The 15,622-nt window shown below is 63.1% G+C and carries 17 protein-coding genes; 6 read left to right on the top strand and 11 right to left on the bottom strand.

The genetic code is table 11. The features are described from left to right. Positions 1 to 36: 36 nt before the first annotated feature. Positions 37 to 846 (bottom strand): type I methionyl aminopeptidase, encoded by an 810-nt coding sequence (map, locus tag L1069_RS13420; protein WP_129372093.1) that lies wholly within the window; start codon positions 844 to 846, stop codon positions 37 to 39. Positions 847 to 1,001: 155 nt separating this feature from the next. Between map and L1069_RS13425 the strand changes: the two genes are divergently transcribed. Continuing rightward, positions 1,002 to 1,889, top strand: coding sequence for a mechanosensitive ion channel family protein (locus L1069_RS13425; protein WP_129372094.1), 888 nt, complete (start codon positions 1,002 to 1,004; stop codon positions 1,887 to 1,889). Positions 1,890 to 1,906: 17 nt separating this feature from the next. On the opposite strand, the gene sfsA is transcribed toward L1069_RS13425, so the two are convergent. Continuing rightward, the gene (gene sfsA / locus L1069_RS13430; RefSeq protein ID WP_237456003.1) at positions 1,907 to 2,611 is read right to left on the bottom strand and encodes a DNA/RNA nuclease SfsA; all 705 of its coding nucleotides are present in this window, start codon (positions 2,609 to 2,611) and stop codon (positions 1,907 to 1,909) included. Between the two features lie 48 nt (positions 2,612 to 2,659). Between sfsA and L1069_RS13435 the strand changes: the two genes are divergently transcribed. The 4 genes from L1069_RS13435 to L1069_RS13450 are packed head-to-tail and all read left to right on the top strand — an operon-like array spanning position 2,660 to position 5,603. Then, on the top strand, positions 2,660 to 3,382 hold the full coding sequence (locus tag L1069_RS13435) for a molybdopterin-binding protein (RefSeq protein ID WP_134828985.1): 723 nt from the start codon (positions 2,660 to 2,662) through the stop codon (positions 3,380 to 3,382). After that, positions 3,379 to 4,104 (top strand): GNAT family N-acetyltransferase, encoded by a 726-nt coding sequence (locus tag L1069_RS13440; RefSeq protein ID WP_237456004.1) that lies wholly within the window; start codon positions 3,379 to 3,381, stop codon positions 4,102 to 4,104. Before L1069_RS13435 ends, L1069_RS13440 begins: the two co-directional genes overlap by 4 nt. 3 nt (positions 4,105 to 4,107) lie before the next feature. Next, positions 4,108 to 4,680 carry a peroxidase-related enzyme gene (locus L1069_RS13445; RefSeq protein WP_237456005.1) on the top strand — a complete coding sequence of 191 codons (573 nt, stop codon included), beginning with the start codon at positions 4,108 to 4,110 and terminating at the stop codon, positions 4,678 to 4,680. Between the two features lie 26 nt (positions 4,681 to 4,706). Continuing rightward, entirely contained in the window at positions 4,707 to 5,603 is an 897-nt protein-coding gene (locus tag L1069_RS13450) for an OmpA family protein (protein WP_237456006.1), read from the top strand. A 241-nt stretch (positions 5,604 to 5,844) separates the two neighbouring features. Here L1069_RS13450 and L1069_RS13455 read toward each other — a convergent pair whose 3' ends face one another. The 3 genes from L1069_RS13455 to L1069_RS13465 all read right to left on the bottom strand — a co-directional run bounded on the left by L1069_RS13455 (position 5,845) and on the right by L1069_RS13465 (position 8,805). Beyond that, on the bottom strand, positions 5,845 to 6,756 hold the full coding sequence (locus tag L1069_RS13455) for a LysR family transcriptional regulator (RefSeq protein WP_129372100.1): 912 nt from the start codon (positions 6,754 to 6,756) through the stop codon (positions 5,845 to 5,847). A 286-nt stretch (positions 6,757 to 7,042) separates the two neighbouring features. Then, positions 7,043 to 7,597, bottom strand: coding sequence for a 16S rRNA (guanine(966)-N(2))-methyltransferase RsmD (gene rsmD, locus L1069_RS13460; protein ID WP_129372101.1), 555 nt, complete (start codon positions 7,595 to 7,597; stop codon positions 7,043 to 7,045). Then, positions 7,594 to 8,805, bottom strand: a complete 1,212-nt coding sequence (locus tag L1069_RS13465; RefSeq protein ID WP_237456007.1) for an FAD-dependent oxidoreductase — start codon at positions 8,803 to 8,805, stop codon at positions 7,594 to 7,596. The genes rsmD and L1069_RS13465 overlap by 4 nt, the downstream gene beginning before the upstream one ends. Before the next feature lie 95 nt (positions 8,806 to 8,900). Here L1069_RS13465 and L1069_RS13470 point away from each other — a divergent pair, with 95 nt between their 5' ends. Beyond that, entirely contained in the window at positions 8,901 to 9,389 is a 489-nt protein-coding gene (locus tag L1069_RS13470; RefSeq protein WP_129372103.1) for a peroxiredoxin, read from the top strand. A gap of 147 nt (positions 9,390 to 9,536) precedes the next feature. Here the strand turns inward: L1069_RS13470 and L1069_RS13475 are convergent, their stop codons facing one another. From L1069_RS13475 to L1069_RS13500, 6 genes are all read right to left on the bottom strand, one after another. Beyond that, on the bottom strand, positions 9,537 to 9,845 hold the full coding sequence (locus tag L1069_RS13475) for a 4a-hydroxytetrahydrobiopterin dehydratase (RefSeq protein ID WP_237456008.1): 309 nt from the start codon (positions 9,843 to 9,845) through the stop codon (positions 9,537 to 9,539). Continuing rightward, positions 9,842 to 11,029 (bottom strand): GNAT family N-acetyltransferase, encoded by a 1,188-nt coding sequence (locus tag L1069_RS13480; protein ID WP_237456009.1) that lies wholly within the window; start codon positions 11,027 to 11,029, stop codon positions 9,842 to 9,844. Before L1069_RS13480 ends, L1069_RS13475 begins: the two co-directional genes overlap by 4 nt. 48 nt (positions 11,030 to 11,077) lie before the next feature. Next, positions 11,078 to 11,851 (bottom strand): glycerophosphodiester phosphodiesterase family protein, encoded by a 774-nt coding sequence (locus tag L1069_RS13485; RefSeq protein ID WP_134828979.1) that lies wholly within the window; start codon positions 11,849 to 11,851, stop codon positions 11,078 to 11,080. Further along, positions 11,848 to 12,306 carry a RidA family protein gene (locus L1069_RS13490; RefSeq protein WP_129372107.1) on the bottom strand — a complete coding sequence of 153 codons (459 nt, stop codon included), beginning with the start codon at positions 12,304 to 12,306 and terminating at the stop codon, positions 11,848 to 11,850. The genes L1069_RS13485 and L1069_RS13490 overlap by 4 nt, the downstream gene beginning before the upstream one ends. Positions 12,307 to 12,449: 143 nt before the next feature. Then, positions 12,450 to 13,754 (bottom strand): HlyD family type I secretion periplasmic adaptor subunit, encoded by a 1,305-nt coding sequence (locus tag L1069_RS13495; RefSeq protein WP_134828978.1) that lies wholly within the window; start codon positions 13,752 to 13,754, stop codon positions 12,450 to 12,452. Next, positions 13,751 to 15,484: a type I secretion system permease/ATPase gene (locus tag L1069_RS13500; protein WP_129372109.1), complete on the bottom strand. Its 1,734-nt coding sequence runs from the start codon at positions 15,482 to 15,484 to the stop codon at positions 13,751 to 13,753. The genes L1069_RS13495 and L1069_RS13500 overlap by 4 nt, the downstream gene beginning before the upstream one ends. Positions 15,485 to 15,622 lie beyond the last annotated feature (138 nt).

A 15,622-nucleotide genomic window follows, 5' to 3' on the forward strand; every position in this document is an offset into this window, starting at 1 on the left:
GGGGCGCCCCCCCCCCCCCCCCGCCGCCCTGACAGCTTACCCGTAGGTCGGGTGGAATCTCCCGGCCGGCGACAGGGTGAAAATATCGGCCCCGTCCGCGGTGACCCCGATCGAATGCTCAAACTGCGCCGACAGCGACTTGTCGCGGGTGACGGCGGTCCATTCATCCGCCAGGATCTTGGTCTCCGGGCGGCCGATGTTGATCATCGGCTCAATGGTGAAGAACATGCCCTCTTCCAGCACCGGGCCGGTACCGGGGCGGCCATAGTGCAGCACGTTGGGCGGCGCATGAAAGACCGTGCCCAATCCGTGGCCGCAGAAATCGCGCACCACGCTCATCCGCTGGCTTTCGGCGTAAACCTGGATCGCATGGCCGATGTCACCAAAGGTATTGCCGGGCTTCACCGCCTCGATCCCTTTCATCAGCGAATCATGGGTGACCTGGATCAGACGCTCGGACTTGCGCGGCAGCTTGCCCGCCACAAACATCCGCGAAGTGTCGCCGAACCAGCCGTCAACAATCACAGTCACGTCGATATTCAGGATGTCGCCATCCTTCAGCTTTTTGTCGCCGGGAATGCCGTGGCAAACCACATGGTTCACCGAGATGCAGCTGGCGTGCTGATAGCCTTTGTAACCGATGGTTGCGGACTTGGCGCCGGCATCCTCAACCTTTTGGGTGATCAGGCGGTCGATCTCGCCAGTGGTCTGGCCCGGAAACACATGCGCGGCAATCTCGTCCAGAATACGCGCCGCCAAGGCACCCGCCTTGTGCATGCCGGCAAAATCGCCGGCTTCATGAATGCGGATGCCGTCCTTGGTTGTGCGGCCGTCTTTCGATCTCATCAGGCGGAGCTCCATCGGGTTTTGTTCCGTAGCTATCTAAGGGGTCTTGGCCAAAAGGGCCAGAGGGGGCAGCGGCGGCTTGGTGGAACTTTTTCAAGCTTGCTGCGTTGGACCGGGAGAGCGGAAACAGCACAAGCCAGGAGGAATGCAGCGGCATGGATAACATTGATGACCTGATGAAGACTGAGATTTACGGAGGAAAATCACTGGCCGATCTGGTGACGCTGGAATTTCTGGCACAGGCCTTGGGCAACGTGCTGGCCGCAACTGTCATTCTTCTGGCAGGCTTCATCGCCGCGCGCTGGGTCAAGCGGCGGATCGTGGCACTGGGCGATACCCACGCCAAACTCGACGTGACCCTGTTTCATTTCCTCGGCAATCTTGCGCGCTATGTCATTCTCGCCTTTGCGGTGCTGTTTGTTCTGAATACCTTTGGCGTCAAGACCACCTCGATTGTGGCGGCCATCGGTGCCGCCGGCCTGGCGATCGGCCTGGCCATGCAGGGTGCGCTATCGAATGTAGCAGCAGGCGTGATGATCATCCTGTTCCGCCCGTTCAAGCTGGGTGATTTCATCGATGTGAACGGCGAAATGGGCACGGTGCATGAAATGACCCTGAACAATACTGTCATCGCCAGCCTCAGCAATCTGAAGGTGATCATTCCCAACTCCGAGGTTTGGGGCAATACCATCACCAATTACTCGTCTTTCGACACCCGCCGGGCAGAGTGGACTTTTGGTGTCGGCTATGGCGCCAACCTGGCCACGGCAGAACAGGTGATCCGCGACACGATCATGGCCGACAGCCGCTCGCACAGCGATCCGGAACCCTTCATCCAGGTCAATGCGCTGAACAGCAGTTCGGTGGATTTTCTGGTGCGTGTCTGGGTCGATGCAGCCGAGTACTTTCAGTATCAGGCCGACATGAAGCGCAAGGTCAAAGAAGCACTGGATGCAGCCGGGGTCGATATTCCCTTCCCGACCCGGACACTGGTTCACGCCGAAGCTGCCAGCCAGGAAGACGAGGCCAGCAAGGCCGCCTGACCAGCAGGCCGGCGTTGCTAAGGTGCAGCGGCGATCGGTGCGCCGGCCTCGACCCCTTGCGGCGAGATCCTGGTGCCCAGCACCAGCCGCTCCACCCCGGCCGAATAGGCGCTGGCAAAGGCGGCGGCATAGGCCGGGTCGATATCTGCAGCCAGTTGAAACCGGTCGCAGTCGGTGCGCTGCACCAGATACAGCATCACCGCGCGGTGGCCCCGGGCCGCCATATTGGCCAATTCGCCAAGGTGTTTTGTGCCGCGGGCGGTGACGCTGTCCGGGAATTCCGCCAGACCCGGTTCCCGCGACAGCGTCACGCTTTTCACTTCGACATAGCAATCCGGCAGCCCGTCTTGCTGCAACAGAAAGTCGACGCGGCTGTTCTCGCCGTATTTCACCTCGGGGCGCACGGTATTATAAGCGCTAAGTTCCGCGATCTCTCCGGCTTCCAGCGCAGCCCGCAGGGCGCGGTTCGGAACCGAAGTATCAACACCGGTGAAATGGCCGTCCGCGTGCTCAACCAGGCGCCAGCCGTATTTCAGCTTTTTCTTCGGGTCGTCGTTCGGCTCCAGCCAGATCTTCATGCCCGGCTCTGCCAGCCCCATCATGCTGCCGGGATTGGCGCAATGGGCGGTAACCTCGCGCCCGTCCTCCAGCCGGCAATCGGCAAGGAAACGTTTGTAGCGGCGGATCAGCACGGCGGGGATCAGAGGGGTTTCAAAGCGCATGGGCTTAGGCCTATATCTGCAAAGACGAGGTATCAAGGGAGGAAGATCATGGCCAACCCAACGGCTGCCATGCTGGTCATCGGGGATGAAATCCTGTCGGGCCGCACCCGCGATGCCAATATGCACTATCTGGCAGGCGAGCTGGCAAAACACGGCATTGATCTGATGGAAGTGCGCATTGTCAGCGATACTGAGACCGCGGTCATAGCCGCAGTACAGGCGCTGGCCGGGGCTTACGGCCATGTATTCACCAGCGGCGGCATCGGGCCGACACATGACGACATCACAGCCGATTGCATCGCCAAAGCCTTTGACGCGCATCTGGGTGTCCGCGATGACGCCCGCGCGATCCTGCAAGCGCATTACGACACCCAAGGCTTGGAATTGAACGAGGCCCGCCTGCGGATGGCACGCATTCCGGAGGGCGCCGCGCTGATCGACAATCCGGTCTCGGCCGCGCCGGGGTTCACCCTTGGAAATGTGCATGTGATGGCCGGTGTGCCGCTGATCTTTCAGGCGATGGTGGCCAGCGTGATGCCGACCCTGACCGGCGGCCAGCCGATGCTGTCGCAGACCCTGCGGGTGCTGCGCGGCGAAGGGGAGATTGCCGGCCCGCTGCGCGTACTGGCCGAGGCTTACGAGGATCTGTCAGTCGGCTGTTATCCGTTCCAAAAAGACGGCGCCTTTGGCGCCAATATCGTGATCCGCGGCACCGATGGCGCGCGCATTGATGCGGCAATGACAGAACTGGCAAAGGAGCTGGATCAGTGACCACCGATCCCCGTTACTACGCCGTGACCGAGGCGACTTGGCCGCCTGCCGCCACCCGCAGCCTGGGCCCCGTGACCCTGCGCGATGGTCAGGGCGGCGGCAGCCGGGTGTCGGCGGCGACCGTACACGGCACTGCCTCGGATGCGGAAATTGCCGCCGCTGAGGACGCAATGCGCGCGATGGGCCAGGACTGCCTGTTCATGATCCGCGATGGCGAGACGGATCTGGACGCGCAGCTGGCTGCACGCGGCTATGCGGTCAAGGATCCGGTCAGCCTGTGGACCTGCCCGGCCGCGCATTTGACGGACATCCCGGTGCCGCGGGTCACCGCCTTTTGCGTCTGGGAACCGCTGGCGATCCAGCGCGAGATCTGGGCGCAGGGCGGCATCGGGCCTGAACGCCTGGCGGTGATGCAGCGGGTACAGGGGCCAAAGACCGGGCTGCTGGCCCGTCACAAGGACAAACCGGCAGGCGCCGGGTTTGTTGCCATTCACAATGGGGTGGCAATGGTCCACGCACTGGAAATCCTGCCGCACCAGCGCCGTTGCGGCATGGGCGCCTGGATGATGCGCCAGGCGGCATTCTGGGCGCGGGAAAACGGCGCGACCGAGCTGGCGGTGCTGTGCACGAAACGTAACGAGGGCGCCAACGGGCTTTATGCTTCCCTCGGCATGAAATGCGCCGGACAGTACCACTACCGGATTTTACAGGAAGGTCATTGAACAATGACGGATCAGACCCCGCCCACAGCCCTGGATCTGCCGATGGCGGATCCGCTGCCGCCTGAGACGCAGAAGTATTTCGATATCTGCGTCGAAAAGCTGGGCTTTGTGCCCAACGTGCTCAAGGCCAATGCCTTTGATATCGAAAAGCTGAATGCGTTTACCGCCATGTACAATGACCTGATGCTGGCGGACAGCGGCCTCAGCAAGCTGGAGCGTGAGATGATCGCCGTGGTGGTCTCGGCGATCAACCGCTGTTTCTACTGCCTGGTGGCGCATGGCGCGGCAGTGCGGCAGCTGTCAGGCGATCCGGCTCTGGGTGAAATGCTGGTGATGAACTACCGGGTGGCGCCTCTGGAGGCGCGCCAGCGCGCAATGCTGGATTTTGCAGCCAGGATGACCACTGCCAGCGCGGAAATCGGTGAGACGGACCGGCAAGGCCTGCGGGATGCAGGCTTCAGCGACCGGGACATCTGGGACATTGCCAATGTTGCGGGTTTCTTCAACATGTCCAACCGGGTGGCCAGCGCCACTGCCATGGTTCCCAACCCGGAATACCACAGCCAGTGCCGCTAAGACGTTTGATTTGGGCAGCCGCGGTGATGCTGCTTCCGGCTTTGCCGGCGGCGGCTGAGATCACCCTGCCGGCCGGCGCGTCTGCTGTTTCGGAACGGATCACGGCGCTTGGTGTTTACCAGCTGCCGACCGGGCCGGAAGAGGCGGACAAAGTCCCCTCGCGCCGGTTCGAAGGGCGGATTCTGCGCCGCACCTGGCGGGTCGAGGGAAACAGCACCGTGCTGCAGATCCTGGCGCCCTTGCGGGACCAGCTGCAGGCTGATGGCTATGAGGTGCTGCTGGATTGTGCCGCGCGCGATTGCGGCGGTTTCGGCTTCCGCTTCGGGATCGAGGTGGTGCCGTCGCCGGACATGATGGTGGATATCTCCAGCTATCACTTCCTGTCTGCGGCCAAGGGGGACGAGGCGGTCTCGCTTCTGGTCTCGCGCGCAGGCGGCGCGGCTTTTTTGCAAATGATCACAGTGCATCCGCCTGGATCGGCTGCAACGGCAACAGCCGCGCCGGCAGTGGTGAAACCTGACGCCGGGACGTCCGGAACGGTGCGGCCGGTAGAACTGGCCAAGCTGCTGGAGGTGCGCGGCCACGCTGTTCTGACGGATCTGGTGTTTCAAAGCGGCTCCACCCGGCTGCAGGACGGCTCCTATGCCAGCCTGCGCGCGCTTGCGGACTATCTGGCCGCCAATCCGCAATACCGGCTGCTGCTGGTGGGGCATACCGACACGGTGGGTTCGCAGCAGCAGAACATCGGTATTTCCAAACGCCGCGCGCAATCGGTGAAAGACCGTTTGATCAAGGAGCTGGGCGCAGATGCGGCCCGGATCGAGGTCGCCGGTGCCGGTTTCCTGGCCCCGATTGCCAGCAATCTGATCCCGGAAGGCCGAGAAGCCAACCGGCGGGTGGAAGCGGTGCTGCTCGCCGAATGAGGCGCTGCAAAAGATGCGCACTGGAAAACTCCCGCCCCCGCAGGTGCCTTGGCTTTGCCAAGACCCCTTGGCGGCGTTGGGCCTGGCTCGGGTCAATCTGTGATTGACCGGGGACGGACGGGAGCCTTTCCCGCGGTGTTTCGGGCGGAAAGCAGAGGCTTCGGCTTAAAAAAGGCCCCCGCATTCGGTGCGGGGGCAGGTCTTCGAGGGATATCTTGGTCCGGTTTTCCGTAGAACCGGTTCAGGTTTTCCATTCCGACGGGTCGCGGTCGGCAAAGGCCTGCACCAGAAAGTCAATGAAGGCCCGGACTTTGGGCTGGGTGAATTTTCCGGGCGGGTAGACCGCATAGATGCCTTGGGTTTCCACCGGCAGGCTGGGCATCACGTCTTCGACCAGCCCTTCTTCCAGCGCCTCCGAGTAGAGAAAGCTGGGCAGATAGGCGATGCCGAGGCCCGAAATCGCCGCATTCAGCAGTGACTGCCCGTCATTCACCGACAGCCAGCCTGAGGTGCGCACCTGGCGTTTTTCACCCGACGGCGCTGTGATCTTCCAGACGTTGCCGCTGGACTGGCTGGAGTAATGCAGCAGCTTGTGGCTGTTCAATTCATCAATCTTTTGCGGGCGGCCGTATTTCTCCAGATAGGCGGGAGAGGCGATCATCCGCTTGGTGGTTTCGGTCAGCTTGCGGGCCCGCAGGGAGCTGTCTTCCAGCTCGCCGATGCGGACCGCCATGTCGAAGCCTTCGGAGATCAGCTCTACATAGCGGTTGTTCAGCACCATGTTGACGGTGATGTCCGGGAAATCCTGCAGGAAGTCCGACAGCACCGGCGACAGGTGATTGACGCCGAAATCAGTGGCGACCGAAATCCTGAGCAGACCCGAAGGGGCAGATTGCATCGAGGTGACCAGCGCATCCGCTTCGCCTGCGTCATTCAGCACCCGGCGGGCACGGTCATAATAGGCGAGGCCAATCTCGGTCGGGGACACCCGGCGGGTGGTACGGTTCAAAAGCCGCGCGCCAAGCCGGGTTTCCAGGCTTGAAACATGCTTGGAGACTGCGGATTTCGAGATCCCCATCTTGCGTGCCGCATCGGTGAAGCCGCCCTGGTCCACCACATTGGCAAAGGCCTCCATCTCGGTCAGTCGGTCCATATTCACCCATCCTCGTGTATCCGTGTTGCCCCCAGTGATGCGGGTGAAATCGGGCAAGATCGGGGCAAGGGTGGGATAATTGCGAGGTTTCGCCGGGATCGTATTCGCTGTGGAAACGGCAACAGCCTTGGCAAAACCTGCCGGGGTTCCGCAGCAGTGATGCGCCAAAAGACTGCGGCCCTGCACTGGGAAACGCGCCGGACCAGCGGCTGTGAACTGCACGGAAAATGCCCTGTTTTCCACTATCCGTGCAGGACTTGCAGCAAATTGCCTCAGGAAGGCTGCCTCAGGCGGCTTTCCACATCAGCGAAATGTGGGTATCGCCGTATTTCCGGCTGTCCTGCAGCTCGAATCCTTCCGGTGCGGCGACCGGTGCGTTTTCTTCCCAGACCACCAGAGCGTCTTGCGCCACCCAGCCGCCGGCCACAGCTGCGGCCAAGGCCTTTTCCCCCAGCCCCTTGCCATAAGGCGGATCAAGGAAGATCAGATCAAAGGGTGCCGCCGGGTTCTGCCCCAGCTTCAGCGCGTCGCGGCGGGCCAGGGTGCAGCGGTTTTCGGCGCGGCAAATGGTGATGTTTTTGCGAATCAAACCGCCTGACACGCGCCCGTCGTCCACAAAAACCGCCTCAGCCGCGCCGCGTGACAGCGCCTCCAGCCCCAGCGCGCCGGTGCCTGCAAACAGGTCCAGCACCCGGGCGCCGGGAATGGCGCCGGTGTGCATCAGCACGTTGAACAGGCTTTCGCGCACCCGGTCGGTGGTCGGGCGCAGATGGGCGCCCGCATCGCCCTTGCCCACCGCGGCCAAGGCACGGCCGCGGAAGTCTCCTGCGATGATCCTCACGCTTTCAGCAGCGGCTTCAGATCGGCAGCCGGGTCGGCAACCACCGCTTTATCCGCTGTCTTACCCATATCGATCAGGCGTTTGCCCACCATATAGGCGCGCGGGTCATTCATCGCGTCCACTGCCACCAGCTGATCGCTCTTGTAATACCAGAACGACACCTGCCGGCCCTCGCCCTGGCGGGTGACCACATTGTCATAGCCGGTGTTCAGGCCCGCGATCTGCAATTTGACGTCATACTGATCGGACCAGAACCAGGGTGTGGCAATATACTCTTTGTCCGCACCCAGCATGTTCTGCGCCACCACTTCGGCCTGATCAATGGCGTTCGGCACGCTTTCCAGGCGGATGCGCTTGCCCTGAAACGGGAAGGAGGCACAATCGCCCGCCGACCAGATCGCGGCGTCCGAAGTGCGGCCCTTGGCGTCTGCCTTAATACCGTTGTCCAGCTCCAGCCCGGCCATTTCAGCCAGTTGCGACGTCGGGGTGATACCGACGCCAACGACGACAAAATCCACCTCAACGGCTTCACCGCCGCTCAGCACTGCGCGGGTCACCTTGCCGTTCTCGCCTTCCAGCCGCTCCAGCCCGACGCCTTCTCGGATGTCCACTCCGTGGGAGGAATGCAGGCTGCGGAAGAAGTCCGAGGTTTCCGGCGCCGCCACCCGCTGCAGGATGCGGTCGGCCATCTCGACCAGCGTCACTTGCACGCCGCGCTTGGCGCAGACCGCGGCTGCCTCCAGCCCGATGTAGCCGCCGCCGACGATCAGCGCACGCTTGCCCTCGGTCACATGCGGCGCCATTGCATCAACGTCGGTCAATCCGCGCACCACATAGACGCCGTCCAGATCGCCGCCGATCGCCGCCGGCAAGCGGCGCGGGTCGGAACCGGTGGTCAGCGCCAGCTGGTCGTAAGGGATCAGCTCATCGCCCAGGCTCACAGTTTTGGCTGCGGGATCGATGCCAGTCACCCGCTGGCCCAGCTTCAGGGTGATGTTGTTGTCCGCATAGAAACTTTCTGGCCGCAGGAACAGGCGTTCCAGCTCCATCTCGCCCAGCAAATAGGCCTTGGACAAGGGCGGGCGCTGATAGGGCAACGCCGCTTCAGCGCCGATCAGGGTAATCTCCCCGTCAAACCCGTCCTTGCGCAGTTTTGCCACCAGCGAGGACCCGGCCTGCCCTGCTCCAATAACGACGATGTGGGACATAATCCCTTGCCTCCCTCAGCAGTTCCCGTCACGCTTTCATCGGACCCTATATACCCGGGGCTCCAAAACGCAATCATGAGAAAGAGGAACCTGCGATGATTTCTGTTGGAGACCAATTGCCGGACGCGACACTGACGCTCATCGGAGACAACGGCCCCGAGCAGGTGCAGCTGTCAGACAAGCTGAAGGGGCGCAAAGTCGTGCTGTTCGCGGTTCCCGGCGCCTTTACCAGCACCTGCCATTCGGCGCATGTGCCCAGCTTCATCCGCACCAAGGATCAGTTCGCGGCCAAAGGTGTTGAGGAAATCATCTGCCTGGCGGGCAATGACCCGTTTGTCATGAACATCTGGGGCGAAAACACCGGTGCGGCCGAGGCCGGGATTACCATGCTGTCGGATGCCGAATGCACGCTGACCGAGGCAATCGGCATGCGTCTGGACGTGCCCTCAGCCGGTCTGATCGGCCGCTCGCTGCGCTATGCGATGCTGGTGGAGGACGGTGAAGTGAAAGTTCTCAACAAGGAAGAAAACCCCGGCCAGTGCGAACTTTCCGCGGGCGAAGGCTTGCTGGAATCAATGGGCTGACCCCTGTTCCGGCTGCGGCTGCCTGCCCCGGCGGCCGCAGGGCAACCCCTTAATAAACGGTGAAAAATAAGGTCAGCATGCCTGCCGGAATGTTTCGCGCGCGAAACATTTGGACAGAATTGCTGACCTTTCCGTCAGAGCGTCCGTTCACGTCTGCGGCTCGCCGAACAGCCCGTCCATCTTGCGCGCCAGTTTGGCATCCAGCGCGCTGACCCCGTCCACATCATGGGTGGTAAGAACCACCGTCACCCGGTTGTAGACATTGCTCCACTCCGGGTGGTGGTTCCATTTTTCGGCCCAGATCGCGGCGCGGGTCATCCAGCCGAAGGCATCGGCGAAATTGCTGAACTTGAAGACCTTGGTGATAGCATCCCGGCCCTCCACCATTTCCCAGCCGGTGGCAAACAGCGGCTCCAGCAGCGGACCGCGGGTGGCGTCGGACAGTTTCTCCGTCATTCTTGCTCCTCCACTTGGGCTTTGCGGAACGGGCCGTAATCGGTCAGGATTTCAATCTCTTCCTCGGTGGCGGCCCGTTCAGCCTCGAGGTAGCGTTCAACGGCCCCGGCAAACCCGGGATCGCCGATCCAGTGCAAGCTGTGCGTCTCGCACGGCAGATAGCCGCGCGCCAGCTTGTGTTCACCCTGCGCGCCCGCCTCAGCCCGGTCAAGCCCCAGGGCTATCGCCAGCTCTATCGCCTGATAATAACACAGCTCGAAATGCAGGCAGGGATGGTGCTCAACACAGCCCCAATAACGCCCGTAAAGCGTTTCGCGGCCTATGAAATTCAAGGCGCCCGCAACATAGCGCCCGTTGCGCTCCGCCAGAATCAGCGCCATATTCTGCGCCATCGTGTGATGGGCGATATCGAAGAATTGCCGCGTCAGATAAGGCGCACCCCATTTTCGCGCACCGGTGTCCTGATAGAATTCCCAGAAGGCATCCCAATGCTCAGGCTGCAGGCTGCTGCCCTGAAACACCCGGATCTCGCCGCCAAAGCACTGCGCCTGCATCCGCTCCTTGCGGATGTTCTTGCGCTTGCGCGAGGACAGCGCCCGCATGAAACCTTCGAAATCGGCATAACCGTCGTTTTGCCAGTGAAACTGCTGGGTAGAGCGGCGCATCAGCCCCATCTCCGCCCCCATCCTTGCCTCGTCCTGCGTGCAGAAGGTCACATGCAGCGATGACAGTTTGTTGTCGGCTGCCAGTTGCACCGCCCCCTGAACCAGCGCCGAATGGCCGATACCGTCAAAGCCGGGGCGCACCAGAAAACGCCGTCCCGTGGCCGGGGTAAAGGGCACCGCGACCTGCAGCTTGGGGTAGTAATGACCGCCGGCCTGTTCGTAAGCATGCGCCCAATTGTGATCGAAGATATATTCGCCCTGGCTGTGCCCCTTGGCGTAAAGCGGCGCACAGGCGATCAGCAGCCCGTCCTGATAGGCTGTCAGATATTGCGGCTGCCAGCCGGTGCCCGGCCCGACCGAGCCGCTGTCTTCCAGCGCGCTCAGAAACTGGTGGGTGGTGAACGGGTCCAGCGGACGGGTGCCGTCTGCCGCCTCAGGACAGGCACAGGCATCCCAGTCCTCTGCCGCGATCTGCGACAGTGAGGCCAGCATCCGGATTTCGATTTGCGCCTGGGTCATGCAATTCCTCCGCACCGCTTCAAAGATGTGGGGTCTGCGCCTGCGGGATCAAGGTGTTAGCGGCGAGAGGTACTGTTCAAACGTCACATTGTCGGCAAAGACACGCGCCGCGGTTTCCTCCGCCGCAGAGGTCACGGTCCAGCATAGCACCGGCACCCCATCGTTGCGCAGCGCCTGCACCCGCGGACGGGGCAGATCGCCGGCCTCGTGGCTGATAAAGCTCGACCCGGTACGCGCGAAATCCGGAATGCCGCGCAGGCCGTCGCAGACCGCCCTGGGCAGCTCCGGCCATTCCGCGGGATCATAGGCGCTGGTGGTGATGCCGCGGGCAATATCCGGCGCCAGCCGGGCCAGTTCCGCAACTGAATTGGGGTTAAAGGACATCACAGCCACAGGGCCGGCATAGCCCTTAAGCGCCTTTGCCGTGGCCCGCTCCAGCGCACCATCGGTAAGGCCCATTTCCCCGTTCTGATCCTTCAGCTCGATCAGCAGCGGCACCTGGCCTGCCACCAACTCCAGCACTTCCGCCAGTTCCGGAATGCCTTCCCCGTCGCCGCCTTTCAACGGAATTGCCTGCAACGCGCTGCAGGTCCTGGCGCGGACCGGCCCCGAGGCTTCCGCCAGCCGGTCCAGATCGTTGTCATGAAAGACCATGGCGCAGCCGTCACTGGACAGCTGCAGATCGATCTCAATCCCATAACCCGCCGCAATCGCTGCCCGGATGGCAGCGCGGCTGTTTTCCGGGCGCCCGTCCGCGGCATCATGCAGCGCACGATGGGCCAGCGGGACAGTCAGGATAGCGGCAGGCAGGGCGGGCTTCATTTGATCTGGAAAACGCCGTCGATTTCCACTGCGACACCCAGTGGCAGCGACACCGAGCCGACCGCAGAACGCGCATGGCGGCCGATATCGCCCAGGGCTTCGACCAGGAAGTCGGAGGCGCCGTTCACAACCATCGGCTGGCCGGTGAAGTCAGGGGCCGAGTTCACAAATGCGCCCAGCTTGACGACCCGCACCAGCCGGTCCAGATCACCGCCGCAAGCTGCCTTGAGCTGGGCCAGAAGCGCGATTGCACAGCGCTTGGCCGCAGCCTGGCCGGCCTCGACGTCCAGATCAGCGCCCAGCTTACCAGTGATCAGCCCGTTTTCATCAGCCGAGATCTGGCCTGCGATGTAAACCATATCGCCCGAAACCACATAAGGCACATAGTTTGCCGCCGGTGCCGGTGCTTCGGGCAGGGTTACGCCAAGCTCCTTCAGTTTTGCTTCAATGCTCATGGCCGATTTCCTTCCGAGTCTTTGCTGGCCGGGACGCTACCCGGACAGATGGAATTCGGAAAGAGCAAATACGAAGTACCAGTGCGGCTTTGCGCATTCTTGGCCCCGTTGAAGGGCCGCCGTTTTCCCGGGGCAGGCAGCCTTCAGCTTTCGCGGAAGGCCTTGTTGAAGTAGTCTGCGAGCGGCTTAACCAGATAGGCCAGCGGCGAGCGGTCGGCGGTGCGGATGTAGCTTTCCACCGGCATCCCCGGAATCAGCACCGTGCCCGCAGGCAGGCGGCCGCGTTCGCCGGGGTTGAGCTCGATCTCGGCGCGGTAATAGGAAATCCCGCTGCCCTGATCCTCAAAGGAATCCGCCGAGACCTGGGTGACATGGCCAAACAGCTCGGGCGTCGAGCGCTGGTCCAGCGCCGAGAACCGCAAAGTGACCTCCTGGCCGGTGTACAGCTGGTCGATATCCGTCGGCGCCACCTGCGCCGCAATCACCAGCGGCCGGTCCTGCGGCACCAGGTACAAAACCGGATCCGCAGGGCGGATCACCGAGCGCGGCGTCTGCACCTGCAGCCCGTAGACAATGCCGGAAACCGGCGCGGTGATATCCAGCCGCGCCAGGCGGCCCTGCAGCGAGCGGCGGTTTTCGGCCAGCTCCAGCTCCTGGTAGCGCAGGTCGCGCAGCCGGCTGATCGCCTCCTCGCGCTGGCTGGTGGCCAGCTTCAGGATCTCGATGTCGATCTCGGTGATGCGGCCCTCGGACTGTGCTTCCGAGGCCACCAGCTCGCCCAGCCGGCCCTGCAGATCGGCCTGGGTGCGGCGCAGGTTCAGCACCGTCGCCGCCTGTGCCAGCCCGCGGTCCAGGAGCGATTGCTGGCTCTCCAGCTCCTCGCCGATCAGCCCCAGCTGCACATTCATCGAGGTCTGCTGCGCCTCGACGCCGCGGATCTGCTCCTGGATCTGGGTGCGGCGCTTCTCCAGCTGCTCGATCTCGCGGGCGGTGGTGTCCTTGCGGGCCTGGAACAGGCGGCGCTGGCCCTGCACCAGATCGCTGACATCCGGCTGCACTTCAGCCGCCTGCAGCAGCTCCGGCTCAAAGGTGATCGCAGCGGCGGTGTCGCGCTCGGCTTCCAGCCGGCCGCGGCGCGCCATCAGCTCGAACAGCTGGCCCTCGGTGATCACCAGCTGCGAGGTCAGCTCATTGGCGTCCAGCCGGATCAGCGTGGCGCCTTCGGCCACGGTGTCGCCCTCATCAACCAGGATTTCAGCCACGATGCCGCCGTCCAGATGCTGCACGATCTGGCGGTTGCGGTCGACCTCGATGCGCCCCGTCGCCACCACCGCGCCGGAAATCGACGACAGCACCGACCAGGAACCGAAGCCGCCCACCAGCACCAGCAACGCCAAAAGGCCGATGATCAGCGGCCGCCGGGCCGGCCAGTTGCTTTGCCCGCTCATCGCACGCCTCCTGTGCCAGTGGCCTGGCGGATGTTCTGGTGGTTGGCGACCATTTCCTGCAGCACCTTGTCCTTGGGGCCAAAGGCGGTCTGGGTGCCCTTGTCGATCACCAGCAGCATGTCGCATTCCTGGATCGCCGCGGGCCGGTGCGCCATGATCAGCACCGAGCGGCCCTCGGCCTTGATCTGCTTGATCGCCTGATTGAGCGCGATCGAGCCTTCGTTGTCGAGGTTCGAGTTCGGCTCGTCCAGGATCACGATCACCGGATCGGCATAAAGCGCCCGGGCCAGGCCGACCCGCTGCATCTGGCCGCCCGACAGCCGCCCGCCGGTGGCGGTAACCTTGGTGTCATAGCCTTCGGGCAGTTTCAGGATCATCTCATGGGCGGCGGCCTTCCTGGCGGCTTCCACCACCTTTTCGGCATCCGGCTGCTGCTGCAGCCGGGCGATGTTCTGGGCAATGGTGCCGTCAAACACCTGCACCCGCTGCGGCAGATAGCCGATGTGGCCGCCCAGCACATCCGGCGCGTATTGATCCAGCGCCGCCCCGTCCAGCCGCACCGAGCCCGCGGCCGGCGCCCAGACCCCGGTCAGCGCCCGTGCCAGGGTCGATTTGCCCGAGCCCGACGGCCCGATCACCCCGATTGCCTGGCCCGGCTGCACCCGGAAGCTGACATTGCGCAACAGCGGCGTCTTGCTGCCCGGCGGCACCACCGCCATGCCCTGCACTTCCAGCAGCGCCTTGGGTTTCGGCAGCGCCGTGCGCTCGGCCTCCTCCGGCACTTTGGCCAGCAGTTCGGCCAGGCTGTGCCAGCCCTTCAGCGCCCGCTGCACCATCGCCCATTGGCCCAGGCCCAGTTCGATCGGCGCCAGGGCGCGGCCCATCAGGATCGACCCCGCGATCATCGCTCCCGGCGTCACCTCGCCCTGCAGCACCAGATAGGCGCCAAGCCCCAGCATCGCCGACTGCAGGAACAGCCGCAGCGTCTTGGTCAGCGTGGTGAAGCCGCCGCCGGTGTCATTGGCCGTCACACTGTCGGTGAGCGCCGCATCGCGGCCTTGCTTCCAGCGCCCGAAAGCCGCGCCGCGCATGCCCATCGATTGGATCATCTCGGCCTCGTTGCGGATCTCCTCGGACATCAGATTGGCCTTGTGGCCGGTCATATTGGCCTTTTGCACCGGCAGCCGGGTGAACAGCTGGTTGAGGATCGCAATCATCACCAGCACTGCGCCGCCGCCCAGGGCCAGCAGCCCAAGCCAGGGATGGAACAGGGCAATGCCCGCCAGAAAGACCGGGGTCCAGGGCAGGTCGAAGGCGGCGGTCAGCACCGGCGAGGAGATCAGCCGCTGCACCGATTCCAGATCCTGCAGCCCGGTCTGCGCCGCCGGATCCTGCGCCACCGCCGAGCGCCGGATCATCGCATCGAACACCCGGTGGTCCAGCGCCGCCTGCAGCCGCGCCCCGACCCGCGCCATGATCCGGCCGCGGGCGTAATCCAGCAGCCCCATCATGCCGTAGAGGAACACCACCAGCAAAGACAGCGCCAGCAGCGTCGCCTCCGAGCGGCTGCCCAGCACCCGGTCATAGACCTGCATCATGTACAAAGGCCCGGTCAGCATCAGCAGGTTCACGAAGAAACTGAAAATCCCGGTGAACCAGTACAGCCCCCGGCTCTGCTGACGCACAGCCCGAAGCTCATCATAACCGCTCTTATAAATGCTTTTATTCATGGTCAGTCTGCAATAGAAGTTCCCGGGCCATTGGTAGTGCCTGAAATTGTATCAGAACAGACACAAGCTGGTGAATAAATGTAATCGCACTGGAAATAGGCTGAGGAACCCTTATTTGCCCTCCGACCCGTCTGTTCC

It is taken from the genome of Leisingera sp. MMG026 (genome assembly GCF_021654205.1).
GTDB lineage: Bacteria > Pseudomonadota > Alphaproteobacteria > Rhodobacterales > Rhodobacteraceae > Leisingera.

Excerpts from the sequence above, each read along its gene's own strand:
- L1069_RS13500 (WP_129372109.1), bottom strand. The coding sequence starts at position 15,484 with ATGAATAAAAGCATTTATAAGAGCGGTTATGATGAGCTTCGGGCTGTG.
- map (WP_129372093.1), bottom strand. The coding sequence starts at position 846 with ATGAGATCGAAAGACGGCCGCACAACCAAGGACGGCATCCGCATTCAT.
- sfsA (WP_237456003.1), bottom strand. The coding sequence starts at position 2,611 with ATGCGCTTTGAAACCCCTCTGATCCCCGCCGTGCTGATCCGCCGCTAC.
- L1069_RS13480 (WP_237456009.1), bottom strand. The coding sequence starts at position 11,029 with ATGACCCAGGCGCAAATCGAAATCCGGATGCTGGCCTCACTGTCGCAG.
- L1069_RS13465 (WP_237456007.1), bottom strand. The coding sequence starts at position 8,805 with ATGTCCCACATCGTCGTTATTGGAGCAGGGCAGGCCGGGTCCTCGCTG.
- L1069_RS13490 (WP_129372107.1), bottom strand. The coding sequence starts at position 12,306 with ATGAGCATTGAAGCAAAACTGAAGGAGCTTGGCGTAACCCTGCCCGAA.
- L1069_RS13495 (WP_134828978.1), bottom strand. The coding sequence starts at position 13,754 with ATGAGCGGGCAAAGCAACTGGCCGGCCCGGCGGCCGCTGATCATCGGC.
- L1069_RS13470 (WP_129372103.1), top strand. The coding sequence starts at position 8,901 with ATGATTTCTGTTGGAGACCAATTGCCGGACGCGACACTGACGCTCATC.
- L1069_RS13455 (WP_129372100.1), bottom strand. The coding sequence starts at position 6,756 with ATGGACCGACTGACCGAGATGGAGGCCTTTGCCAATGTGGTGGACCAG.
- L1069_RS13445 (WP_237456005.1), top strand. The coding sequence starts at position 4,108 with ATGACGGATCAGACCCCGCCCACAGCCCTGGATCTGCCGATGGCGGAT.
- L1069_RS13475 (WP_237456008.1), bottom strand. The coding sequence starts at position 9,845 with ATGACGGAGAAACTGTCCGACGCCACCCGCGGTCCGCTGCTGGAGCCG.
- L1069_RS13450 (WP_237456006.1), top strand. The coding sequence starts at position 4,707 with ATGCTGCTTCCGGCTTTGCCGGCGGCGGCTGAGATCACCCTGCCGGCC.
- L1069_RS13425 (WP_129372094.1), top strand. The coding sequence starts at position 1,002 with ATGGATAACATTGATGACCTGATGAAGACTGAGATTTACGGAGGAAAA.
- L1069_RS13435 (WP_134828985.1), top strand. The coding sequence starts at position 2,660 with ATGGCCAACCCAACGGCTGCCATGCTGGTCATCGGGGATGAAATCCTG.
- L1069_RS13485 (WP_134828979.1), bottom strand. The coding sequence starts at position 11,851 with ATGAAGCCCGCCCTGCCTGCCGCTATCCTGACTGTCCCGCTGGCCCAT.